The organism is Siminovitchia thermophila (assembly GCF_016909185.1).
GTDB classification, from domain to species: Bacteria; Bacillota; Bacilli; order Bacillales; family Bacillaceae_C; genus Siminovitchia; species Siminovitchia thermophila.
Genome location: NZ_JAFBFH010000012.1, coordinates 91,663 through 112,008 on the forward strand (window position 1 = coordinate 91,663; position 20,346 = coordinate 112,008).

General features: G+C 41.4%; 19 protein-coding genes. 2 read left to right on the top strand and 17 right to left on the bottom strand.

Annotated features, from left to right (window positions below; translation table 11 throughout):
* Window positions 1–101: 101 nt before the first annotated feature.
* The gene (locus JOC94_RS10095) at window positions 102–1,955 is read right to left on the bottom strand and encodes a sigma-54-dependent Fis family transcriptional regulator (protein ID WP_253191895.1); all 1,854 of its coding nucleotides are present in this window, start codon (window positions 1,953–1,955) and stop codon (window positions 102–104) included.
* A gap of 181 nt (window positions 1,956–2,136) precedes the next feature.
* Between JOC94_RS10095 and JOC94_RS10100 the strand changes: the two genes are divergently transcribed.
* The gene (locus JOC94_RS10100; RefSeq protein ID WP_077112165.1) at window positions 2,137–3,456 is read left to right on the top strand and encodes a Na+/H+ antiporter family protein; all 1,320 of its coding nucleotides are present in this window, start codon (window positions 2,137–2,139) and stop codon (window positions 3,454–3,456) included.
* Between the two features lie 134 nt (window positions 3,457–3,590).
* A complete protein-coding gene (locus JOC94_RS10105; protein WP_077112163.1) occupies window positions 3,591–4,781 on the top strand; it encodes an MFS transporter in 1,191 nt (396 codons plus the stop codon).
* 454 nt (window positions 4,782–5,235) lie between these two features.
* Here JOC94_RS10105 and JOC94_RS10110 read toward each other — a convergent pair whose 3' ends face one another.
* The 16 genes from JOC94_RS10110 to JOC94_RS10185 form a co-directional block, all read right to left on the bottom strand.
* Complete coding sequence (locus JOC94_RS10110; RefSeq protein WP_077112161.1) at window positions 5,236–6,012, bottom strand: sulfite exporter TauE/SafE family protein; 777 nt, start codon at window positions 6,010–6,012, stop codon at window positions 5,236–5,238.
* 50 nt (window positions 6,013–6,062) lie between these two features.
* Window positions 6,063–6,290 (bottom strand): sulfurtransferase TusA family protein, encoded by a 228-nt coding sequence (locus JOC94_RS10115; RefSeq protein WP_077112159.1) that lies wholly within the window; start codon window positions 6,288–6,290, stop codon window positions 6,063–6,065.
* A gap of 20 nt (window positions 6,291–6,310) precedes the next feature.
* Complete coding sequence (locus JOC94_RS10120) at window positions 6,311–7,438, bottom strand: MBL fold metallo-hydrolase (RefSeq protein WP_077112158.1); 1,128 nt, start codon at window positions 7,436–7,438, stop codon at window positions 6,311–6,313.
* Window positions 7,439–7,474: 36 nt separating this feature from the next.
* Window positions 7,475–7,708: a glutaredoxin domain-containing protein gene (locus JOC94_RS10125; RefSeq protein WP_139345659.1), complete on the bottom strand. Its 234-nt coding sequence runs from the start codon at window positions 7,706–7,708 to the stop codon at window positions 7,475–7,477.
* Complete coding sequence (locus tag JOC94_RS10130) at window positions 7,708–8,280, bottom strand: sulfurtransferase TusA family protein (protein ID WP_077112154.1); 573 nt, start codon at window positions 8,278–8,280, stop codon at window positions 7,708–7,710. The genes JOC94_RS10125 and JOC94_RS10130 overlap by 1 nt, the downstream gene beginning before the upstream one ends.
* Window positions 8,281–8,361: 81 nt before the next feature.
* Window positions 8,362–8,841 (bottom strand): DsrE/DsrF/DrsH-like family protein, encoded by a 480-nt coding sequence (locus tag JOC94_RS10135; RefSeq protein ID WP_077112152.1) that lies wholly within the window; start codon window positions 8,839–8,841, stop codon window positions 8,362–8,364.
* Window positions 8,842–8,955: 114 nt separating this feature from the next.
* Window positions 8,956–9,222: a metal-sensitive transcriptional regulator gene (locus tag JOC94_RS10140; RefSeq protein WP_408021913.1), complete on the bottom strand. Its 267-nt coding sequence runs from the start codon at window positions 9,220–9,222 to the stop codon at window positions 8,956–8,958.
* Window positions 9,223–9,870: 648 nt separating this feature from the next.
* Window positions 9,871–11,007: a response regulator gene (locus JOC94_RS10145; RefSeq protein WP_077112150.1), complete on the bottom strand. Its 1,137-nt coding sequence runs from the start codon at window positions 11,005–11,007 to the stop codon at window positions 9,871–9,873.
* 789 nt (window positions 11,008–11,796) lie between these two features.
* Window positions 11,797–12,477, bottom strand: a complete 681-nt coding sequence (locus JOC94_RS10150; protein ID WP_077112148.1) for a class C sortase — start codon at window positions 12,475–12,477, stop codon at window positions 11,797–11,799.
* Window positions 12,467–13,294: a class C sortase gene (locus JOC94_RS10155; RefSeq protein ID WP_077112146.1), complete on the bottom strand. Its 828-nt coding sequence runs from the start codon at window positions 13,292–13,294 to the stop codon at window positions 12,467–12,469. The genes JOC94_RS10150 and JOC94_RS10155 overlap by 11 nt, the downstream gene beginning before the upstream one ends.
* A gap of 89 nt (window positions 13,295–13,383) precedes the next feature.
* On the bottom strand, window positions 13,384–14,961 hold the full coding sequence (locus JOC94_RS10160) for a SpaH/EbpB family LPXTG-anchored major pilin (RefSeq protein WP_077112144.1): 1,578 nt from the start codon (window positions 14,959–14,961) through the stop codon (window positions 13,384–13,386).
* Between the two features lie 11 nt (window positions 14,962–14,972).
* The gene (locus JOC94_RS10165; protein WP_077112142.1) at window positions 14,973–15,716 is read right to left on the bottom strand and encodes a MucBP domain-containing protein; all 744 of its coding nucleotides are present in this window, start codon (window positions 15,714–15,716) and stop codon (window positions 14,973–14,975) included.
* A gap of 20 nt (window positions 15,717–15,736) precedes the next feature.
* Window positions 15,737–16,342 (bottom strand): hypothetical protein, encoded by a 606-nt coding sequence (locus JOC94_RS10170; protein WP_077112140.1) that lies wholly within the window; start codon window positions 16,340–16,342, stop codon window positions 15,737–15,739.
* A gap of 77 nt (window positions 16,343–16,419) precedes the next feature.
* A complete protein-coding gene (locus tag JOC94_RS10175; protein WP_077112138.1) occupies window positions 16,420–17,745 on the bottom strand; it encodes a vWA domain-containing protein in 1,326 nt (441 codons plus the stop codon).
* Between the two features lie 988 nt (window positions 17,746–18,733).
* On the bottom strand, window positions 18,734–19,003 hold the full coding sequence (locus JOC94_RS10180) for a YesK family protein (RefSeq protein WP_083717568.1): 270 nt from the start codon (window positions 19,001–19,003) through the stop codon (window positions 18,734–18,736).
* Between the two features lie 900 nt (window positions 19,004–19,903).
* Complete coding sequence (locus JOC94_RS10185; RefSeq protein ID WP_077112134.1) at window positions 19,904–20,254, bottom strand: DUF2200 domain-containing protein; 351 nt, start codon at window positions 20,252–20,254, stop codon at window positions 19,904–19,906.
* Between the last annotated feature and the right edge of the window lie 92 nt (window positions 20,255–20,346).

Consider the following 20,346-nt stretch of genomic DNA (forward strand, 5'->3'; position numbering starts at 1 on the left):
AATAACGCGTTTATGGGGTTTTGCACGACAACCTGAACCAAGCGGCCAACTTGCATTAGAATAAATGAGACTATGTATCATTTTGTCTCACTTTTTCCCACCTAAAGATTCAATTTTTTTAGTTTTCTATAAAAAGTGCTCCGCGGCATGTTTAATTGAGCAGCGGCTTTTGTCACATTTCCGTTGGCTGCGATAAGTGCTTCTGCAATTTTGGATCTTTCCATTTGCTCTCTGAAAGTAAGTTTATCTTGTAGTGAATTGTCCAAAGACGGTGGCAGTGTTTTCTTGGGGCTTAACATTGATGAGATCAATTCGAGGGTCGGTTGACTAGAACCGGCTTCCACATGGAGCCGATCCAAACAGTGAAGCAATTGTCTGATATTCCCGGGCCAAGGAAAGCTTTGCAAATAGGCCACCACTTCTTTGGGAAAATGGATGTGCCAGTCATTCTTTTGGCCATAATCCTTTATGAAGCAGGGAATATCTTCTATACGTTTTCTTAATGGAGGGAGTTCGATCGGATAAACAAAAATTCGATAAAATAAATCTTCCCGCAGACTTCCTTTGTCCACCATCTCTTCCAAGTCGCGGTGCGAAGCAGTGATGATCCGTATATCAACATCGACTGGTTTGACACCACCCAAAGGTATAACCTTCTTATCTTCGAGGACTCTTAGCAATGCAATCTGCATTTCTTGGCTAATCTCGCCAATTTCATCCAGAAAAAGTGTTCCGCCGTGTGCCTGTTCAAATTTTCCCTTATGACCGCTTCGTTTGGCTCCTGTAAAAGCTCCACTCACATATCCAAACAGCTCGCCAGCCATTAAATCTTTTGGAACAGCACCGCAGTTGACGGGAATAAACGGGCCGGATGTACGAGGACTGTTTACATGAATGGCGCGAGCCAATAGTTCTTTTCCTGTTCCCGTTTCTCCTGAAAGATGAACCGGTATGTTGGTTCTGCTTGCTTTTTCCGCTTGTAGTAATGTCTTTTGAAATGTTTCACTTTTCCCTTGGACTCCTTCATATGTAAATGTCGAACGAATTTGCGACAAAAGTTTCGGAATCCTTTTTTTCAGGTGAATATGATACCCAATTACGGAATCTTGTTGTTGAAAAGAGTATAGAGGCTTTTTCCTTGCTATTGAAAAACCCTCTCCTTTTACATCGGATAGTGTTAATTGATGCCATTTGGGAAGCAACTTTCGCATGGAGTCTGTTACCCAAACGAGTTTTCCTTGGTTATTGCAAATGATTGTAAGGGAATGTGAAAGCTGAATGAGCGAGGCATGCTTCAGCAATTCCAACTCTCTGGTCCGGGCATCAGCAACAAGCCGCTGCTCAATGGCGTAAGTTGCGGCAATGACAAATGGCAGCATCTGCTCATCTATTCCCAAGCGAACCGGGTAAGAAGTATTCAATATTCCCGCCATTTGGCCGTCCGCGTTCCAAATGGGTGAAGAACAACAGCCCCACGAATGGGAAGCAACAGCATAATGTTCAGCCCCTACAATTTGAATCGGCTCTTTGATCCGCAGAGCTGTGCCAATTGCGTTCGTTCCGACCTCTTCTTCTGTCCATTTCACGCCTTCGATGAAATGAATGGATTTTGCCTTATGCAAAGCCATTTCGTGACCATCCATAAAAAGGACGTAGCCTTCCGGGTCAACTAGCAAGAACACCGCCCTTGTGTGATTAAAAAAAGGCAGCAAGTTTTTCAGAACCGGGAGAGCCGTATGTAGCAATTTTTTGTTTGCTTTTTTACGTTCTTGAAACTTGTCATTCGTCAATATTGTCTTTCCTTTACCGTAATAAGGATTAATTCCTTTCTGACGGCAAAAAAGCCAAGATTCGGAAATTCTTTTGTTGATTCTGCTGTCATCCAATGCGCCTTCCTTCACAAAGCGATCCCATACAGAACGGTTTAGCGCGTCTCGTACATCCAACAATACCACCTCGCATTTCTCATTTTTCTCGTTATTAACCATTTCGCTTTATTTGGAAAAATTCCTTTCTTTGCAATCAGAATAGCTAGAAGATTTTTGTCTGCTAAAGAAACTTTAACTGATTTTCCATTGACATTTTTAAGCTGTACTAGGATGATAGATAGGGCAAAAGTAGAAAAGAGGTGCATCTATGCTTACCAATGCCGTCATTGTCAGTGTCATCGTGATGGTTGCACTTAGTTTAATGCGGGTAAATGTATTGTTTGCAATCACCATAGCGGCCTTAACAGCCGGTTTAGTGTCGGGGTTAAATTTCTCTGATTCTGTTAACTTGATGGTTTCAGGTATGGGGGGCCAAGCAAATACAGCCTTTAGTTATATATTGCTTGGAATGTTCGCCGTCATGATCGGTTTTTCAGGTATTACCACTTTACTTGTACAAAAAATGCTAACCATTTTTAAAGGGAAAAAAATAGTCCTCGTCCTCACCATAGCGGGGATTGCCTGTTTATCGCAAAACGTCATACCGGTCCACATCGCATTTATTCCTATATTAATTCCTCCTCTCCTTGGCTTATTTGACCGTCTCAAGCTGGACCGACGAGCAGTGGCTACCGCGTTGACGTTTGGATTAAAAGCTCCTTATGTGATGATCCCGGCTGGTTTCGGACTCATCTTCCACGGTATCATCCGTGACGAGATGATTTCCAACAAAATGGACATTTCCATGACGCAAGTTGCCGAAGCCATGCTAATTCCCGGATTGGGCATGGTCGCGGGATTGTTCATCGCCATTTTTATTTCATATCGGAAAGACCGGGTGTCCAAACCTGCGGAACAAATGGATTTTCATGGAGCTGACAAGGTAGAAGAAAATCAGCTGCCGGCCTCTTGGAACATCACGCATACGTTTACGGTAATCGCCATTATCATGGCACTTGTCGTGCAAATAGTTACAAAATCTCTTGTTTTAGGTGCGTTATCCGGAATCATCATTTTATTCCTGACAAGAGTCGTTCCATTTCGCCGGGGCGACCGGGTTGTTCAGGAAGGAATCGGCATGATGGGAATGATCGCTTTCGTTATGCTGATCGCGTCAGGATATGCCCATGTGTTGAAGGAAACCGGGGAGGTGGATGATTTGGTGGAGAAAACAACCAGCATGGTTGGCACCTCTCCTTTCGTCCTTTCCTTCTTCATGCTGCTTGTCGGTTTAATCATTACAATGGGAATTGGTTCATCATTTGGAACGATTCCAATATTGGCCGCTTTATATGTGCCGCTTTGTGCGGCGGCAGGGTTGTCTCCGCTGGCAACAGCAGCTTTGATCGGTACGGCGGGCGCACTTGGGGATGCGGGTTCACCTGCCTCTGACAGTACGCTTGGACCGACATCCGGATTAAATGCCGATGGCCGTCATCACCATATTTGGGATACGTGTGTACCCACTTTCCTGCACTATAATATCCCTTTATTTATTTTTGGCATGATAGCAGCCCTCATGTTGTAGCTGACAAACAAAACCGCTCTAGCACAGGCTGGAGCGGTTTTTTCATTCCTATATTTTTCAAAAAACATTGACATTTCACCGGTGATATTGTTATATTAAATAGCTATGGTTTTTTACATGAAAGGGGGATTTTTATGAATCCGCAGCAAAGAAAAAAATTATTTATCCTTATGGTCAATATGTTTATCGCCATTGGGAGTTTTGGAATTATTATTCCAATTCTGCCAGCTTATCTTATGTCCATTGGCGAAAGTGGGATGGCAGCTGGATTCATGATCGCCATTTTTGGTGGAGCACAATTTGTGATGTCCCCCTTTGCGGGAAAATGGACAGATCTTTACGGCAGAAGAATCATGATCATCGCCGGACTTAGTGTTTTGGCCCTATCCATGTTTATTTTTTATTTTTCGCATTCCATTGGGGTATTGTATATTTCCCGCGCGATCGGCGGAGTTGGGGCAGCGCTTTTAATTCCGGCCATTTTTGCCTACGTCGCCGATATCACCACAATGGATCAACGGGCAAAAGGGAACAGCCTCATTTCTGCCGCCATGTCGCTTGGTATCGTAGTAGGTCCGGGCATCGGAGGCTTTCTGGCGGAATTCGGCTTAAAAATGCCGCTGCTTGTCTCGGCGATTGTCGGAGTCATAGCAGTGATTTTTTCATTGATCGTCTTGAAAGAAAGCAGGGAAAACAAGGACGTCTCCGTTCCAAAGGATAATGATCCGATGTTTCAAAAGCTTGCCAAGTCGATTCACAAGCCTTATTTCATCCCACTTGTCATTACACTTGTCATGAGCTTTGGATTGATGGCCTATGAATCTATCATTGGTTTATATATCGATAATGCTTTTGGCGCATCTCCACAAGACATTGCCATCATGATAACAGTCTCGGGAACGATCAGCGTCATCGTGCAATTATTTGTTGTGGATCGTCTTGTCAGACATTTTGGCGAAGGTAAAGTATTAAATATGTTTGTCTTTGTCGTGGCGGCCGGCTTTTTATTTTCTATGTTCGCCTCGACTTATATCCTGTTTTTTGTCATTACCCTTATTATTTTTCTTGCAACTTCTATTTTAAGACCGGTCCTGAATACCCTTATTTCCAAGCGGGCTGGAGATGAGCAAGGATTTGCCATGGGAATGAACAACGCTTATATGAGTATAGGAAACATACTGGGACCGACGACAGCGGGGCTCCTCTACGATTTCCACAATATTTACCCATTTTTGCTCGGTTTTGCCGTTCTCTCCTTGACAATGGTTGTTTCAGTCATGTGGCAAAAGAAACAAAGCATCAAATCTGCACCGGCTCTAAAATAGAGAAAGGCTGCTTTTCCTATTTTCATAGGAAAGCAGCTTTTTTATTATGAAAAATATTCTTTCAAAAAGCAAAAAAAGAAATGCTCATGCGCCTGCCCCATCGGTAATAGACAGAGCATCCAGGTGCTAGCGTTGTGACATGGACGCCCCCGAGATGACTCTATGACGGACTGCACATTGGACGTTGTGCTAGGAGATGCGCCGACAGGCAAGGAAAGCTTTAACACGGCAATAATCGTATGCAAGAAATGCGTGAGCTTCGAGGACGTAGCACTTATAAGCAGTGGAAACTTCAATACAGGAAGGATTCAAGGGTAATTGTTAATAGTGAGAAAGTTTGCAACTCTGCTGCGGCTGATGAATTTGCCTCCTCCCCGTCATTGGCTTGTGCTTGCGGCCTGGCTGTACGATTGCCGCTGGCTCCAGCAGTTGTTGCCTTTTTCAACTGGTGATTTTAAAAAATATCAACCCATATTTTAATGGCTGTCGCCAATATCAACACAGCCAAAATGACCTGCAATACTTTTGTGTTTACCTTCTTTCCTGCAATCGCTCCAAGCGGTGAAGCAATCAAACTTGCAACGATCATAATAAGCGCCGGAAAATAATCCACTTGACCCGTTGTCACCTTTCCTACAGTTGTTCCGATTGAAGAAATGAACGTAATGGCCAAAGATGAGGCAATGGTCATGCGGGTGGGAATTTTTAACACAACCAGCATGATAGGCACCAATAAGAATGCGCCCGCGGCCCCTACAATCCCGGCTCCCAGGCCGACAATAAATGCCAGCAATGCCGCCAGCCATTTATTGAATGTCACCTGATCGAAAGGAGTGTCATCAATTCCTTTTTTCGGTATAAACATCATGACTGCGGCAATCAAAGCCAATATGCCATATATTAAGTTAATGCCGCCTTCAGACATCAATTTTGAGCCATAGCCGCCGATAAAGCTCCCGATTAAAATACTCATTCCCATATATCCAATCAAAGCCTTATTTAAGTAACCGCCTTTTCGATAGGCCCATACACCGCCAATTGTTGCGAAAAACACCTGAACGGCGCTGATTCCGGAAACTTCATGGGCGGTGAATGCCGCCAATCCAAATAGGGGTGGAATATATAAAAGCATCGGATATTTAATGATAGAACCGCCAATTCCCAGCATTCCCGAAATATAGGATCCGATAAAACCAATTAAAAAAATGACAATGATAAATGTAAAATCCATTGTTCAACCCCCCTTAAGAAAAAGGGAACCAATGCGGTTCCCTCCATTTGTCAGGCTTTCTTAATCCAAAATTTGAAAACACCATTTTCTTCTTCTTGTTTGAACAGTTCATGACCGCTAGATTTTGACCATGCGGTTAAATCGCTTTTGGATCCTTTATCCGTTGTATGGATTTCCAATATTTGTCCAGTCTCCAATTCATTCATCGCTTTTTTGGCTCTAACAATCGGCATTGGGCAAGCTAATCCTTTTGCATCTAAAAACTTTGTTGTTTCCATTTGTCATTCCTCCTAATATATTATCGAACCGCACAACGGTTTGGACCAATTTCCATTTCTCGTTGTTTGTCAAGATCGGGAGTTATTTTTCCCATATTTGTTTCACGGATTTCCTGATAAGCATTTGGCTGGGGAGGCAAGTTCTCCGTTACCAGTTTCCTGAACTCTTCTTCACTTTCCACATTCAAACCATGATTTTCCGCAAAAAGGGTTCCCAACTTTTCGGAAACACTTCCATCTTCATTCAATTCATCCATGATCATAAAGTGGGCGGGCAAAACAATCAGCTCTTCAGATAGGCTTCTATATCGCGAATACAAAGTTTCCCGAAGGTCGCTCACCCAGTCTTGGGCCAATCCCGCAAGGTCGGGTCTTCCGATTGAGTCTACAAATAGGATATCGCCTGACAATAAATATTGCCCATCTACGATAAAAGATGTAGATCCAATCGTATGGCCGGGAGAATAAAGGGCATGGATATCTATTGCGGTATTGCCCACAGTAATCACGTTTCCATCTTCCAAAGGCTGATAATCAAACGTCACCTCTGCAGCATCCTTGGGCGGAAGCCAGTACAACGCTTCTGTCTGCTCTGAGATGGTTCTTCCTCCAGAAATATGATCGGCATGAAGATGAGTGTCGAGCACATGAGTAATCTTCGCATCTTTGCTTTGCGCAAAATCAATGAACACATCTGCCATGCGGGTTGCATCGATAACTGCTGCTTCACCGTTGGAAATAACCATATATGACAAGCAGCCTTTTCCGATCCGGACAAATTGATACATTTCTCCGCCGCCTTTCAAGTCTCCGATTTTTACAGGCTCCAAATGTTCACTCCACGCCTTCATGCCACCTTGGAGGTATGATACGTCCAACCCTTGCTCTGACAACATTTCAGCAACCATGATTGATGACCCTTCTTTTGCACAAACAACCAAGACTTCTTTTTCTTTAGGAATTTTATCCAGAATGTCCTCCACACCATCAAGCAGTTCAAAATAAGGAATGTTTAGATGTGCAATATGTTTCCCTTCAATCTTCCAATCCTTAAAATCACTTTCATTGCGGACATCCAAGATAAACAGATCCTCATTATTCAAAATTTTGTTTGTGACGTCCTTAGGTGTCATTGCTGTTACTGTCATTTTTACCCCTCCCGGTATATTTTTTATAAAAAAAAACTACTTTCGCAATGTTGCCATAATGCTATTCGGATCAAATCCGATAATCCATTCGCCATTGATTTCGGTTTGCGGCACACCCATTTGTCCTGTCGTATTGATTAGTTTCTGCATTTGTGCAGGATCTTTTTCCACATTCACTTCATTAAAAATGATTCCTTTTTCTGACAAAAAGTTTTTTAGCATGACGCAATACGGGCATCTTGTCGTTGTATATATGGTGACAGACATGATTATTGACCTCCTTCCGTTTCTCCGGTCCATTTACTCATACCCGGTATGACATTAAAAACGTTGTGAAATCCTTTATCTTTCAACTTTTTCGCTGCCAAATCGCTACGGTTGCCTGTACGGCATATGACGAAAATATCCTGGTCTTTCCTTAGTTCATCCGCCCTTTCATCCAATTCTCCCATTGGAATAGAAACAGCTCCGGGGATATGGCAAGAGGCATATTCCACTGCTTCCCTTACATCGAGTACAACAATAGACTCATTGGCTTCCATTTTTTCTTTCAGCTCATCGTTGCTGGCAATATGGGGGTACTTTTTCCCATCTGCTTCGTCATGAGTATGCTTTTTGAGAAAATGCTTCAACACACCATTCTCTTCTAAAGTACCCAAGTATTGATGGCCTGTGCTTTCAGCCCAAGCTTTTATATCGGCTTGTGATCCTTTATCGGTCGCCTGAACCTCAAGTACCTTGCCGGGCTCCAATTGGTTGATCGCTTTTTTTGTTTTAACGATTGGCATTGGACATGCCAATCCCTTTGCATCTAGGATGACATCTGCACTTATTTTATCCATCCTTATACCTCCATTTGTATATTCAGCTTTCTAGCCGCCAAATCGTTGAAAAAGATACTAACGAGAATATGGTTTATAGCATTAAATAAACAGATTGACATGGCCGATTTCGGCATCCGCAAGATAGGCGGCAACACCTGCGTATTCAATTCCATCCAAGAGTTCCTCTTGCTGCAAGCCAAGTAAATCCATCGTCATCGTACACGCAACTAACTTAATGTCCTGCTCTTTAGCCATTTCAATTAATTGCGGAAGCGGAACGGCATTATGCTTTTTCATAATATTTTTGATCATTTTGGGACCAACCCCGGCAAAGTTCATTTTGGAAAGCCCCATCTGGTCGGCACCTCTTGGCATCATCTTTCCAAACATTTTTTCCATAAACCCTTTCTTCACTGGAATGCTTTCTTCTTTTCTCAATGCATTCAACCCCCAAAAGGTATGAAAAATAGTTACCTCATGATCATACGCCGCCGCACCGTTGGCAATGATATAAGCTGCCATTGCTTTATCGTAATCGCCACTAAACAAAACGATCGTTGTTTTCTTCTTCTCCGTCATTGTTCACCCTCCAAACTATATACCCCAAAGGGTATTAATAGTCACAAAAAAATATTTACCTTTACCCCTATGGGTATTATAATCACAAATAAAAATGATGTCAACCGTCTTTTTTTAACGGCTGCGCACCAACAAGTCGACTGCTTCTTTGACCAATGCTTCCGTATCCGCATCACCACTTGCCTTTGCCAATTGAACACATTCAACCAAATTGGAACTGACGATGAGGCCGATGCTCCGGTCAATCGCAGATCTGGCTGCAGATAATTGGGTGATGACATCTTTGCAGTCTTTGTTTTCTTCCATCATCTTTAAAATCCCTCTTAACTGCCCTTCGATTCGCTTTACCCTGTTTTTTATCTGCGCATCATATTTCAACATACTCCCTCCTTCCAAAAATCATTTTTTATTGAACTTAATATTGATTATATACCTGCACGGGTATATTGTCAAACAGCCATGCTTTATAACGGATACGTTTCGCGCTTTGGATTAACATTAAGGATAATAATCTCTGCGACAACAGCCTTGATAAGCTTTATCTCCACCTTCTATATATTCTTTCTTCAAACATTTTTCTCCAACGTACTAATACAGCTCCCTTTAGATTCCGAAATCGGATGATCTAGTTGAAACAAAAAAACTTTACTCGTTTTTGCAAGAGGAGTTACCATTGCATTATTTGCATGCTCGGCTCATCTTCCCTACGAGAAAAAATTACTTCCGTTCTCCTTTGTTTAAAAAATGGTATTCACAGCTTAAAACGTTAATCTTTTGAAGCTTTCGAGAATATTAACTTCAATTATTCCATTGCTCGTAGCAATCTCCCCTTCAAACAATGGAAGAAAAGCAATGACGATTACTTAGCTTCTACAACCAGTCCAATCATCATTGCTCCTCACTTCATGCTCGCTATCCGATCAATCCGGCGTCTAAGATCACTTTATCACTCTTGATTGTCATTGCGTATAAATCGGCCCTTATCTTCATCGAAATAGCCGTGACCCGGCCTTTACCCGACTTTATAAATCAAGAAATGTATTGAGTGAACGACGTTCGCTTTTCCCAGTTTTCGTACCATCTTTGAATATCTTCCCTGGGAAGAGTTCCATATTCCTCTTGCAACATTTTCTTTAAGTGCGTATATTCTTTTTTCACCGAATCGCGTTTCTTTAATGCATCATACAACTGCATCAGCATGAAATAACTATCTTCTTCAAGTGGCTGAATCTTTTGCACACGCAAATAAAGCAAGATGGCTTCAGTATAATCTTCATTAAAGATAAAATAATCCGCCAACCGTTTGATATGGCTTAACCAAATCACTCTTAACCGCTTTCGTTCATTATCAGCCCACAAATAATCATCTTTGTCAAAGTAATCGCCTTTATACAAATCAAGTGTTTTTATGTACTCTGGAAGCGTTTCTCTTGTCAAAAACGATAACCTTTTCATTCCGTTTTCCCATTCTTCAACATCTACACGCACATCATTTAGTTCCAGCTTATAGCTATTTTCGGAACTAATAATTTTAATCGGGAAGTCAATGGATTTCAAAGTCTTCCGAATTTGATAGACAGTAGAATAAAGTTGGGTGAATCCATCTTTCCAACCGGCATTCGGCCAAAAGTATTCCAGCAGTACATCCTTGCGTACAAATTGCTCGCGATGATGTATCAAATAAGCAAACAATTCCCGAGCTTTCGTTGTTCTCCAATAAACATCTATCATTTCGGGTTTTTTTCCGTCCATTTTAAAATGAAGTTTATTAAAACAACAAACCATCGGTGAAGCAGCTGTTTTTTTTCCAGTCAATTCCAACAGTTGATCAATCGTTTTAAGCAATCGTTTCTGCCGAATCGGTTTTACGATATAATCCGCAGCATTGATTTCAAATGCATCTACTGCGTATTCATTATGTGCTGTTACGAAAACAATCTTGACACTTGGCATCAACCTTTGAATTTTCTTCGCTAAATCCATCCCGCTTATTTCAGGCATTTCGATATCGAGAAAAACAGCATCAGGGTGGTTTTTTGTTATTTCTTCCAACCCTTTATAGGCATCATTGTATTTCCCGATAATTTCAATTCCACCGATTTCATCCAACTTTTTCTCCAAGAACTCTAGAGCCAATGATTCGTCATCAATAAGTATTACTCTCAAGCAAAATGTACCCCCTCTAATTATATAGTACTTTTTTACCATATCAATATACCCATTTTTATCCAAAATGAAACTTTAGACCTACTTTTGTGAGTCTGAGATTGGGTGACATATCATGAATCACTAGCAATACACTAGTTATTTTTGAACTTCCGTATAAGTTCTTTTGAAAAAGTGTCAAACAGATAAAATCCCTATTGCGCATCACATTTTCTATTTGCGTTAAACATGTACGGGTAGACTAAGGAACGACGATAGTAAAAAAGTTGGGTGGTTGGATGACCTAAGTAACTTGTGGAGATCAAACATTGTGATAGTATAAACGAAACGGTTAACAAAGTTGAATGTATTTGGATCAACTTACATGATTTGTCCGGTTGAACAGACAACAAGAAAACGCAGCTTCGGCTCACCCGTTAGCAAACGAATTGGAAGCCTGCATATTGTAAGAGTTCGACACTTTTCCGGGAAAAAAAGTTGCCGCTGTTCAATTGTGCCCAAGTTTTTTAAAGAGCTTCTCATCATTGATTAGATGCAGGAGCTTCAACTCTTAGAACTGGGCATTTTTGTTATAAGGAGGGTTGTGTCCACAAAACCCTTTAACTATGAAAAAAGTAATGAATACACATCATTGCGAACTGTCTACCACCTCCATTGTAAAGTATTTTTTTTTGTTATACTAGTAAAATATTGAATATTTTTATTATTGCGAATTGATATTATTGCTTTGGAACAAGCCAAAATCAACCATTTCTCCTGGGTTTAATGATGTCCTCGGGCGGTAGCATCTTACTGATCCCGCTCACCTTGGATCAACAATCGCTGATAATCATAGCGATAAGGATGACACGTTAATAACGTCGCCAAATCCCTATTTTCTTCCACTTCCAAAGAGTCCGTTTCGTGGGGCTCAATCACCTCTTGATTAAATACACGGTAGGTTAATGTTTCGTTCATCGTATGAATGTAAAATACATCGCCGTCATGCAGTTCATCTATATTTCGAAACATCGCTTTTGTTCCCATTCCACGATGGCCGGCCAATACGGTATGTGTATTTTCCCCGCCAAGCGGCAATGAAGAACCTTCCACTTGGCCAATTCCTTTGCTTAACACTTCCTCTGATGAACCTAAATAGATCGGTATCACTAATTTGAGCTTCGGTATTTCAATGGCTCCAAAAATATCATCATTGCCAAAACCGAGGCATTCATTGAATGCTGTCAACTTTTCTTGATTGTCCCCCCACGGATCACGAAAGCCATCCAAATCATAATAGATTTCTTTATTACACTTTTGAGCCCGTGCCATCAATTCATTAATCTCGTCATCCGATAAATGGTCCAATCCGCTTTGAAAGTTCTCCACCTGACTCTTTTGCAGATAGCCATTGACGAGTTGCGCGATATGCGGGTAACCCAAAATAAGGAGGCCAATAAGAAATAAGAACATAATACCTTTATGTTTCATCGGTCGCCTCCTTCTTCTTTTTCCTTCGGTAAATAAAGTAAATAAGGGAAAGAAGAACGAGAGCTGCCAGCACATACACATATACAGGTACCCCGTCGTTTTCACTTGCTTGTTTTTCCTCTGGAGAATAAGGTACACGTTTCCCCTTCACCAACAACCGGTGTGTATTGACCATATATGGTTCACACGTCAGCAAGGTGACGATATCTTCATCCTGCTTCATTTGCAGCCAGTCTGTTTCATGCGGCAGCACGATGTCAACATCAAACACTTCATAGGCCATTTTTTCATCAAGCACTTGGATAAAAAATTTGTCGCCAAACGCTAAAGAATCCAAATTTCGAAACAGCTTTGAAGTAGGCAGCCCCCGGTGGGCCGTTAAAACGCTATGTGTCCCCGCTTTCCCTGTAGGTAAGGAAGAGTTTTCCAAATGGCCTACCCCTTTCGATAAAACCTCTTCGCTTGTGCCATGGTATATGGGAAGCTGGATATTGATTTTAGGAATGTCTATGCTGCCGATGGCGGGCCCAACATTCAAGGCATCATAATAACTGTTATTCCCGCGTCTTTCATCCGATTTGGCATCTTCCGAAAAAGGGTCCACAAAATCCAATTGTGAATCGGCTAATTCTTCGTTATGTTGATCGGCTTTCTTCTTTTCCGCCTCTATTTGTTCCTTATCCATCTTTTTTACTTTATCGCTATAGCCATGGACAACGGATTGGTGCACTTGTGTAGATAAAATATTACTTATCATAGGATAGGAAAAAATGCCTAATCCAATAAAAAATATGGCTATGACAATTGCTTTTTTCATCGCTTTCCCGTCCTATCGTAAATAAATTTTATTTTGGCATTAACAAATAAATGGGAGAGAAATCATTCCCTCTCCCACTTATTACGCTTTTAACCTACTTCAGCACCCGATTTTCTACGACGTACATAAAGAACGAATGCCGTAACCATCAATGCCAATCCGATAAGCGTAAACAGAGTTGTACCGATACCGCCTGTTGTTGGCAGCTCCCAATCTGTTTTGGAGTTATCGACCGTGATCGTTTGCTCATGGTTGCTTTTATCAACTGTAACGTCAATCGGCTTTGTTAATTTACGGTAACCTTCCGGCGCTTTTGTTTCTACTAGTTGATATTTCCCGTAGTCAAGCTCCTTGAAAGAAAGCTCCCCATTATCATTCGTTACACCGCTTTTGATCACATTACCTTCTAAATCGCGAAGTTCAAATTCCGCACCCGCCAGTCTTTTTTGAGAAGACTTATCTTGCTTAATGACTGTCAAATAACCCGCTGTCGGATTAACAGGTGTTTCATCCGTTTCTTTATGCCCGTCATTTCCATGCTGATTTTCAAAGTCGATGATCGCTTTGTTATTAATCACTTCATTAGGCGGCGCATCTTCTGCGATTTTTGCCTTGAAAGAAATTTTCATTTCTTTCACGCCTTCAAGTGCGGCGAAATTGTGCACTGTCCATTTCAATGTTTGGCCGTTTTGCTCAAATGTCAGGGCGGATGGATCAACACCTTCAACCGTCCAGCTCCCATCGACGTAAGATAATCTGTCATCCAACACGTCCGTAATTACAAATTGTTTGTATTTGTGAATATCGCCAGGGAGTGTGTTTGTAATCGTATAAGTGACTTCTTCTCCACGGTTCATATCACTTTCATCGACTTCTTTTTTCGGTTCGGGAGATTTATAGTTATCAATATTGACCTCTACAATTTCCCCTGTTGTTGTTCCATCTTCTTCAAATTTCCCGCTGTTTTGAATAGAGAACGGGACATTTTGGCTGCCTAATACATAGCCGTCTTTTGTCGCGACTTCTTTAAAGAAATAGTCGCCATAGGCAAGACCATCAATGCGAATTTTTCCATCTGCGTCTGTTGTGAAAGTACCTTCCACTTGTGTGCCGTCTTTGTGATAAAGTTCAAATACCACGCCATCTAATGCTTTATTCGTGTCACCATCCACTTTCGTCAGCTCAACAGCTCCGCGGATTGTTTCGTTTTTCGGATAAATGTGAACATCATAGTTTAACGTGGATCCGTCTTTACTTGTCATCGGAATATCGACATAAAACGTATCCGGATTTAAATTGACATGATCTGGACCACCCGTTTCAACAACTGAATAACGGCCCAAAGGCAATTCTTGTGTTACCTCGCCATTTTCATTAGTCGTTAACGTATATTCCGCCCCATCGCTTACTTCAGTCCAATTTTCTCCATCATAAGAATGTGTTTGTTTTACTTTGTATACAACTCCTGGCAACGGCTTTCCTTTAGGATTTTGGCCAGAAGAGCCATCTGGTTCGCCCTGTTCAGTGCCAGGCTCCTGCTCATACTTATGAATCGTTAATGTCCCCGACGTCCGGTCTTCTGCACTGGCAAATCCTGTCGGCAGAAGTAAGCCAAAGATAAGTAATGCGGTTAATATTCTATAAAACCCCGATACTGTTTTTCTCATGTTATTTCCCCCTATAATTTGTCTTTCGTCCTACGCCTTGCATTTTTAAAGAACAACCAAAAGCATGCGCCTGCCATCAGCAGGATGCCAAGTCCATAAAACCCAAGGGCACCGATGCCCCCCGTGTCCGGAAGTGTCCAATCGACTTGCGTATTTTCCACTGTTTTTTCAACATGCAAATGCTCTTTCGTAATGTCCACCTTGATCGGATCTGTTAATTTTCGATAGCCTTCTGGCGCTTTCGTTTCAACAAGTGTGTACTCGCCCCAGTCCAGATGATCAAATAGGATGATTCCGTCTTCTCCTGTCGTTTTCGTGGCGATCAAAGTGTTGTTTGCGTCGTACAATTCAAATGTCGCGCCTGCAAGAGCTTTGTCATGATCATTTTTGTCTACTTTCTTAATTGAAAGCGAACCCAGTTTTTTCTTATACACATAGATGACGGTTTGCTCTTCTTTTGTAAAAGTACCCTCTGCCGGTGCGCTATCTTGGTGCATCTCTTTAAACTCATAACCGGGAATCTTTTTCTGCTCCGTGGTGTAAGTTTCACCGATTTTTCCTGAAAGAATCTCTTCTTTGGCGATTGGATTTCCGTCTTCATCGACGTACTTTACTGTAATATCACCAGCTTGCAATTCCTCGGTTTTTACATATCCAAACCAAACCGTTTGTTTTGGATTTGCTGCGGTCAAACGGACATTCGTCGGATTTTCCCCCACATGAAGCGTATAACCGGGAACATCATTAGCCGGCACCGAGTATGTTTCATTAAACTTTAACTCTTTGCTTCGATTTTCTTCATGGAAGACATCATAAAACTGCTTGCAACCACATTGCCATTGCGGTCAATCGGTTGGCCATCAACATTTACACGGTAGCCCTTTTTAACAATTAACCCTTTATCGATCCCGGCTTCCGGGATTGGAAAAGGTTTTGTTGACGGCTTTCCGCTTGGATCCGTGTAATTCAAAGGCGTATCGCCATTCGTAGGATATAGAACGTTTCCTTGCGGATTTTTATCCCAGTCGATCGTGATTTTGTATTTCAGTCTGTATACCTCATCCTCTTTGATGTCTCCCACATTCCACGTGAATGTTTCTGTTGCATCATCCCATTTGACGGTTCCATGTGAGGCTGTAAAATTTTCACCGTTATAGCTGCCGTCTTTAACAAGATTAAACATCTCGCCCATTGGATCGGTAACAATAGCATTTGTTGCCGCATAATGGATTTTAGCCGCGATATCTTCAAAGATTTCGCTTAAATCATCTTGGCCGCCGAGGTAATAGCCTTTATTCTGACTATTTTCAAGCACGTACGTTGCATTCCTGTTGCGGCCAACTTCGAGGCCGACTGAGTAAATGCCGACTCCGGCGTTCATAATATGCTTTGCTTCAGATATTGTAGCGATTCCGTTTGTTTCGACGGTATGACCATTGACACGGTAGCTGTACCACCCTAGATTGTAGCCCCCCCTGAACCGATGATCGTATTGTAATCAAAATTGGACAGGATAAAGCGATATTTATTCCCAGGCCATGAATAGGCTGATGCATTACTGGCTTGAAAGCTGTACGTCGGTTCACCATCACTTAATACGACGATAACCTTTTGATCTGCACTGCTTCTTGCAAGCATCGTTTGTGCTTGGTGAAGCCCGGCTTGAATATTCGTGCCGCCTGATGGCCAAACACCATTAATCGCGTTTTTTAATTGTCTTTTATTGGAATATCCGGAAAAATCCTGATTTATGGTGGCTTGATGATTAAATGAAACCAATGCGATTCTTGTCGAAGAACCTTCCAATAGAAGATTGTCAACAAATTCATTAGCCGCTTGTTTGGCTTTTGACAATCTCCTTCCTAGCCCCATACTGTTTGATTTGTCCAGTACGAGCACTATATCAGAACTCGTTTTTACATTTTTCCCTTCAATCGCTAACTCAACTTCCCATTCGGCATATGTACCGGTTGGAGTAGCGTCTTTCATTAACTTGAGAGAGCCTGGAGCAGGCCATTCACTTCCACTTTGCATTCCTGCTAAAGCACTTGGCCTTGCCGTTGATAAAAATGGAGGATGGGGTTTCCCTTCTATCTGCTTTACATCCTTTTCTTCTGGACCCGAGTTTTCTATTTTGGGCTTTTCTTCTGGAGGCGAATTCTCTACTTTTGGCTTTTCATGTTCAGTTTCTTTACCGGCTTCATTACTTTCTTTCTTTTGATCTGAAGAGTCTTGATCTGGCGTTGTTGGTTTTTCCTGATTCTGATTTGCAGGTTTTTCCTCTTCAGCCACTTGCCCATCATCGTTGATTACTGAACCTTCGGAACTTTCTCTCGGCAACGTTGTTTGATCAGACGCTTCGAATTGGCCATCTGGAAAAGTCGCAAGCGCTTGAACTTCATAGATTGTTTGTTTTGAATCTTTGATGTTAGTTACCAGTTCCAACTCAAATGCTTCACTTCCAGCCGGTGTTTTGATGTCGTAACCATCAGCTGTTTTTTTGATTTCAACATTCTGTATTTCCGTTATAGAACCATGAGTTAAACCTGGACTAAAGCTTATCTTTGCGCCGATTCCGTTATTTTCTTGGCCAGAAGCATTCATCACAACGTGCCATTTGATCGCTTCCTTGCTTTGATCGACTTTTTTGACTTCGATTCTCCCGTTACTTTCCCCATGTCCTGCGCCTAAAGCTGGATTCGCAAAGGTTGTTGGAATTGGGACAAGTAATTGCAAAATCAATAACATACTAAAGAGAATCGAAAATCCCCTTAATTTTGTCAAGCAGTTTCCCCCTTTCCCATATGATTGGGTCCTTTATGGAGCTTATTGAAAACAAATAACCCAATGGAAATAAATCAGATGCACATATTCAATAACCGGTATATTTCTGGTCAATTCATATACAGCTGATAGCGTTTCCAATTAGGAAAAAGGTCACAAATAAAGCAGGAAAAAGAAAAATCTGGCTGTTTTGTCATTACAACGCCAAAGCAAAATGTCCCATATCTGATCAATTTCTGTACATTTCATGTACAAATCGGTATAAATAGAGGCTGAAAATAAAGCAGAGAAAGAGCAATGTGGTTTTTTACTTGTTGTTACGGTACAAAAAGCGAATACAACCCTTATATGAATTTTTTCTAGGCTAAAGCAAGCTTGGCTGATTCGAAAAAAGCATTTATGGTGGAAAAACCCGCTGGAGGAGCACCATAGAATCATGAAGAAAGAATGGCAGTAACATCTGAGAAGCGGAGGAAACAAATGGAACGTCAAGGTGGTTTCCAAATCCGTAGGGAAAGTTATTGAAAAACGCAAATTGATCGCGCGTCCTAACAAATCGCCCCTTTTTCAACCACTAAAAAAACCATCTTCACTTAGATGGCTTTTTTAATTAGTTATGATTGATTTTCATTTGTCATGCAGCATTAACGATTGCTTGTCTTTTTAACATTGTCAAATACAAAAATGGCAGAAGTTTGCCTATAAAAGAACCTGTATCGTCCGCAAATGCGTACAAAAACACCCCCATCATGAACCAACCATCCGGGATGAATAGGTATGAGTAGATAATAAATAAAACCGATCCCACCGTAGGAACGATCGCCGGCAATAAATAATATATTTTTTGCGGGAATTTTTTAATGAAGTAATACGAAGATATATAGAAAATCATAATCGCCATTAAACGAGCTAAAACAAAATGATCATTTTATCTTCCCTAAAAAACCGACTCGAAGCATTCATATATCAATGGTCGAAAAGGCAATCATCAATAGCCTTTTTTCTTTTTAAAGGCCTCATAAAACGTTAAAACAATTAACGAAATGAAAGCCCCCATAAATAACGCTAAACTGAAAACACCGAGCCCCATTCCTTCCCAACTTCCAATTGAAAAACTAATAATCAATAAAATGATACTCAACGCTAGTACAATATATGGCAATATAAGGCTTTTTCTTTTGAATACAACAAGGGAAACAATAGTGGTCAAAAAAGCGATCATCATTGTCATTGTCATAAAGCCGGGAATGCCGCTCATGGTCAATTCTCCTCTCAAATTAAAAAGAGGCCTTGCTCCCGCCGATTTTACTCCGATAACAGAGCCTCAAAGAAAGTTCAAAGATGGAAAAAGAATACGATTTTGTATGATATAAGGCATTTTACGAAAAAAGATTTCCATGAGGGCCCTTTCATGAAGACAGCTCCCTCAAAGGTTATCATTCTTAAAAACTTCCAATATCTTTGCCCATGCTATCACACTGTTGGGGGCCCTTGACACTCTTCAAGATCCCATTTCAATTCAGTCCATAAAACCGTAAACTTTTATGCAGAAAATAAGCTGTCAATTCCGTCCAATAAGGTGCTTATTTTTATACAGGCTTTCATCACCCATTTACGTAGTTCAACAAACAAGAAGCATAATCACCGTTAACTGTATAAAACGTAATTTTCCTATTGAGATTCTACAAGTTCTATATGAAGTACATCACTTCTTGTGCTGAAAGGGTACAGTAATGAGCAACCGCGACTGAATCGTATGCTCCCGCAAGTATGCTGCTCGGCGCCGTCCATCAGCTTTTTCATCAGAAAAACCGTTCCACATGCCTTCGATATCCTTTCGGCAGCTAACAAGCGATGCTACTGCGAAGTCAAATTGGAGATTCGCACAACTGCCGCCTTCCTTCGTTCGCCTGGATAAAACGTCATCTCTCCGGACGCGTAACCGCCGTTCACTCCCGGCACAGCATGAACAAAGTCAGCCGTTACAGCTTGGACATGATTAGGATCATCGAAAAATAGTGGAGAAAAAAATAATTACTTATAATCGCCTCATAGCCATAAATCCGATAACAAAACTCATTTGGCTGAAGTTTCAACAACAAAAACACCGATTCTTTTTAGCTTCAAATGGGGAATCAGTGTTTCTTATGTTTCATTATTATTTTCGCAAAATCTTCTCCATCGCTTTTCCCTTTGCTAACTCATCGATTAGCTTATCCAAATAGCGAATTTCCCGCATCGTTGGTTCTTCGATTTCTTCCACTCGGACGCCGCAGACAACCCCTTTGATCAAAGCACGTGAAGGATTTAATTGGGGAGCTTCCGCAAAGAAGGTCTCAAAATCTGCATGTTTTTCCAGTTGTGCTTCTAACCCTTCCTGGCTATACCCTGTCAACCAGCAGATGATTTCATCGACTTCTGATTTTGTACGCCCTTTTTTCTCTGCTTTCGTAATATAATGAGGATAGACACTTGCCACACTCATTGTATAAATCCGATGTTTGGTCATATTACATCCTCCCTTACATGGTTTTTTTACTATAGCAAGAAAATTAGTCATGTTCAAACGAAGCAGCCGTCAATTATTTATTCAAATCCTGC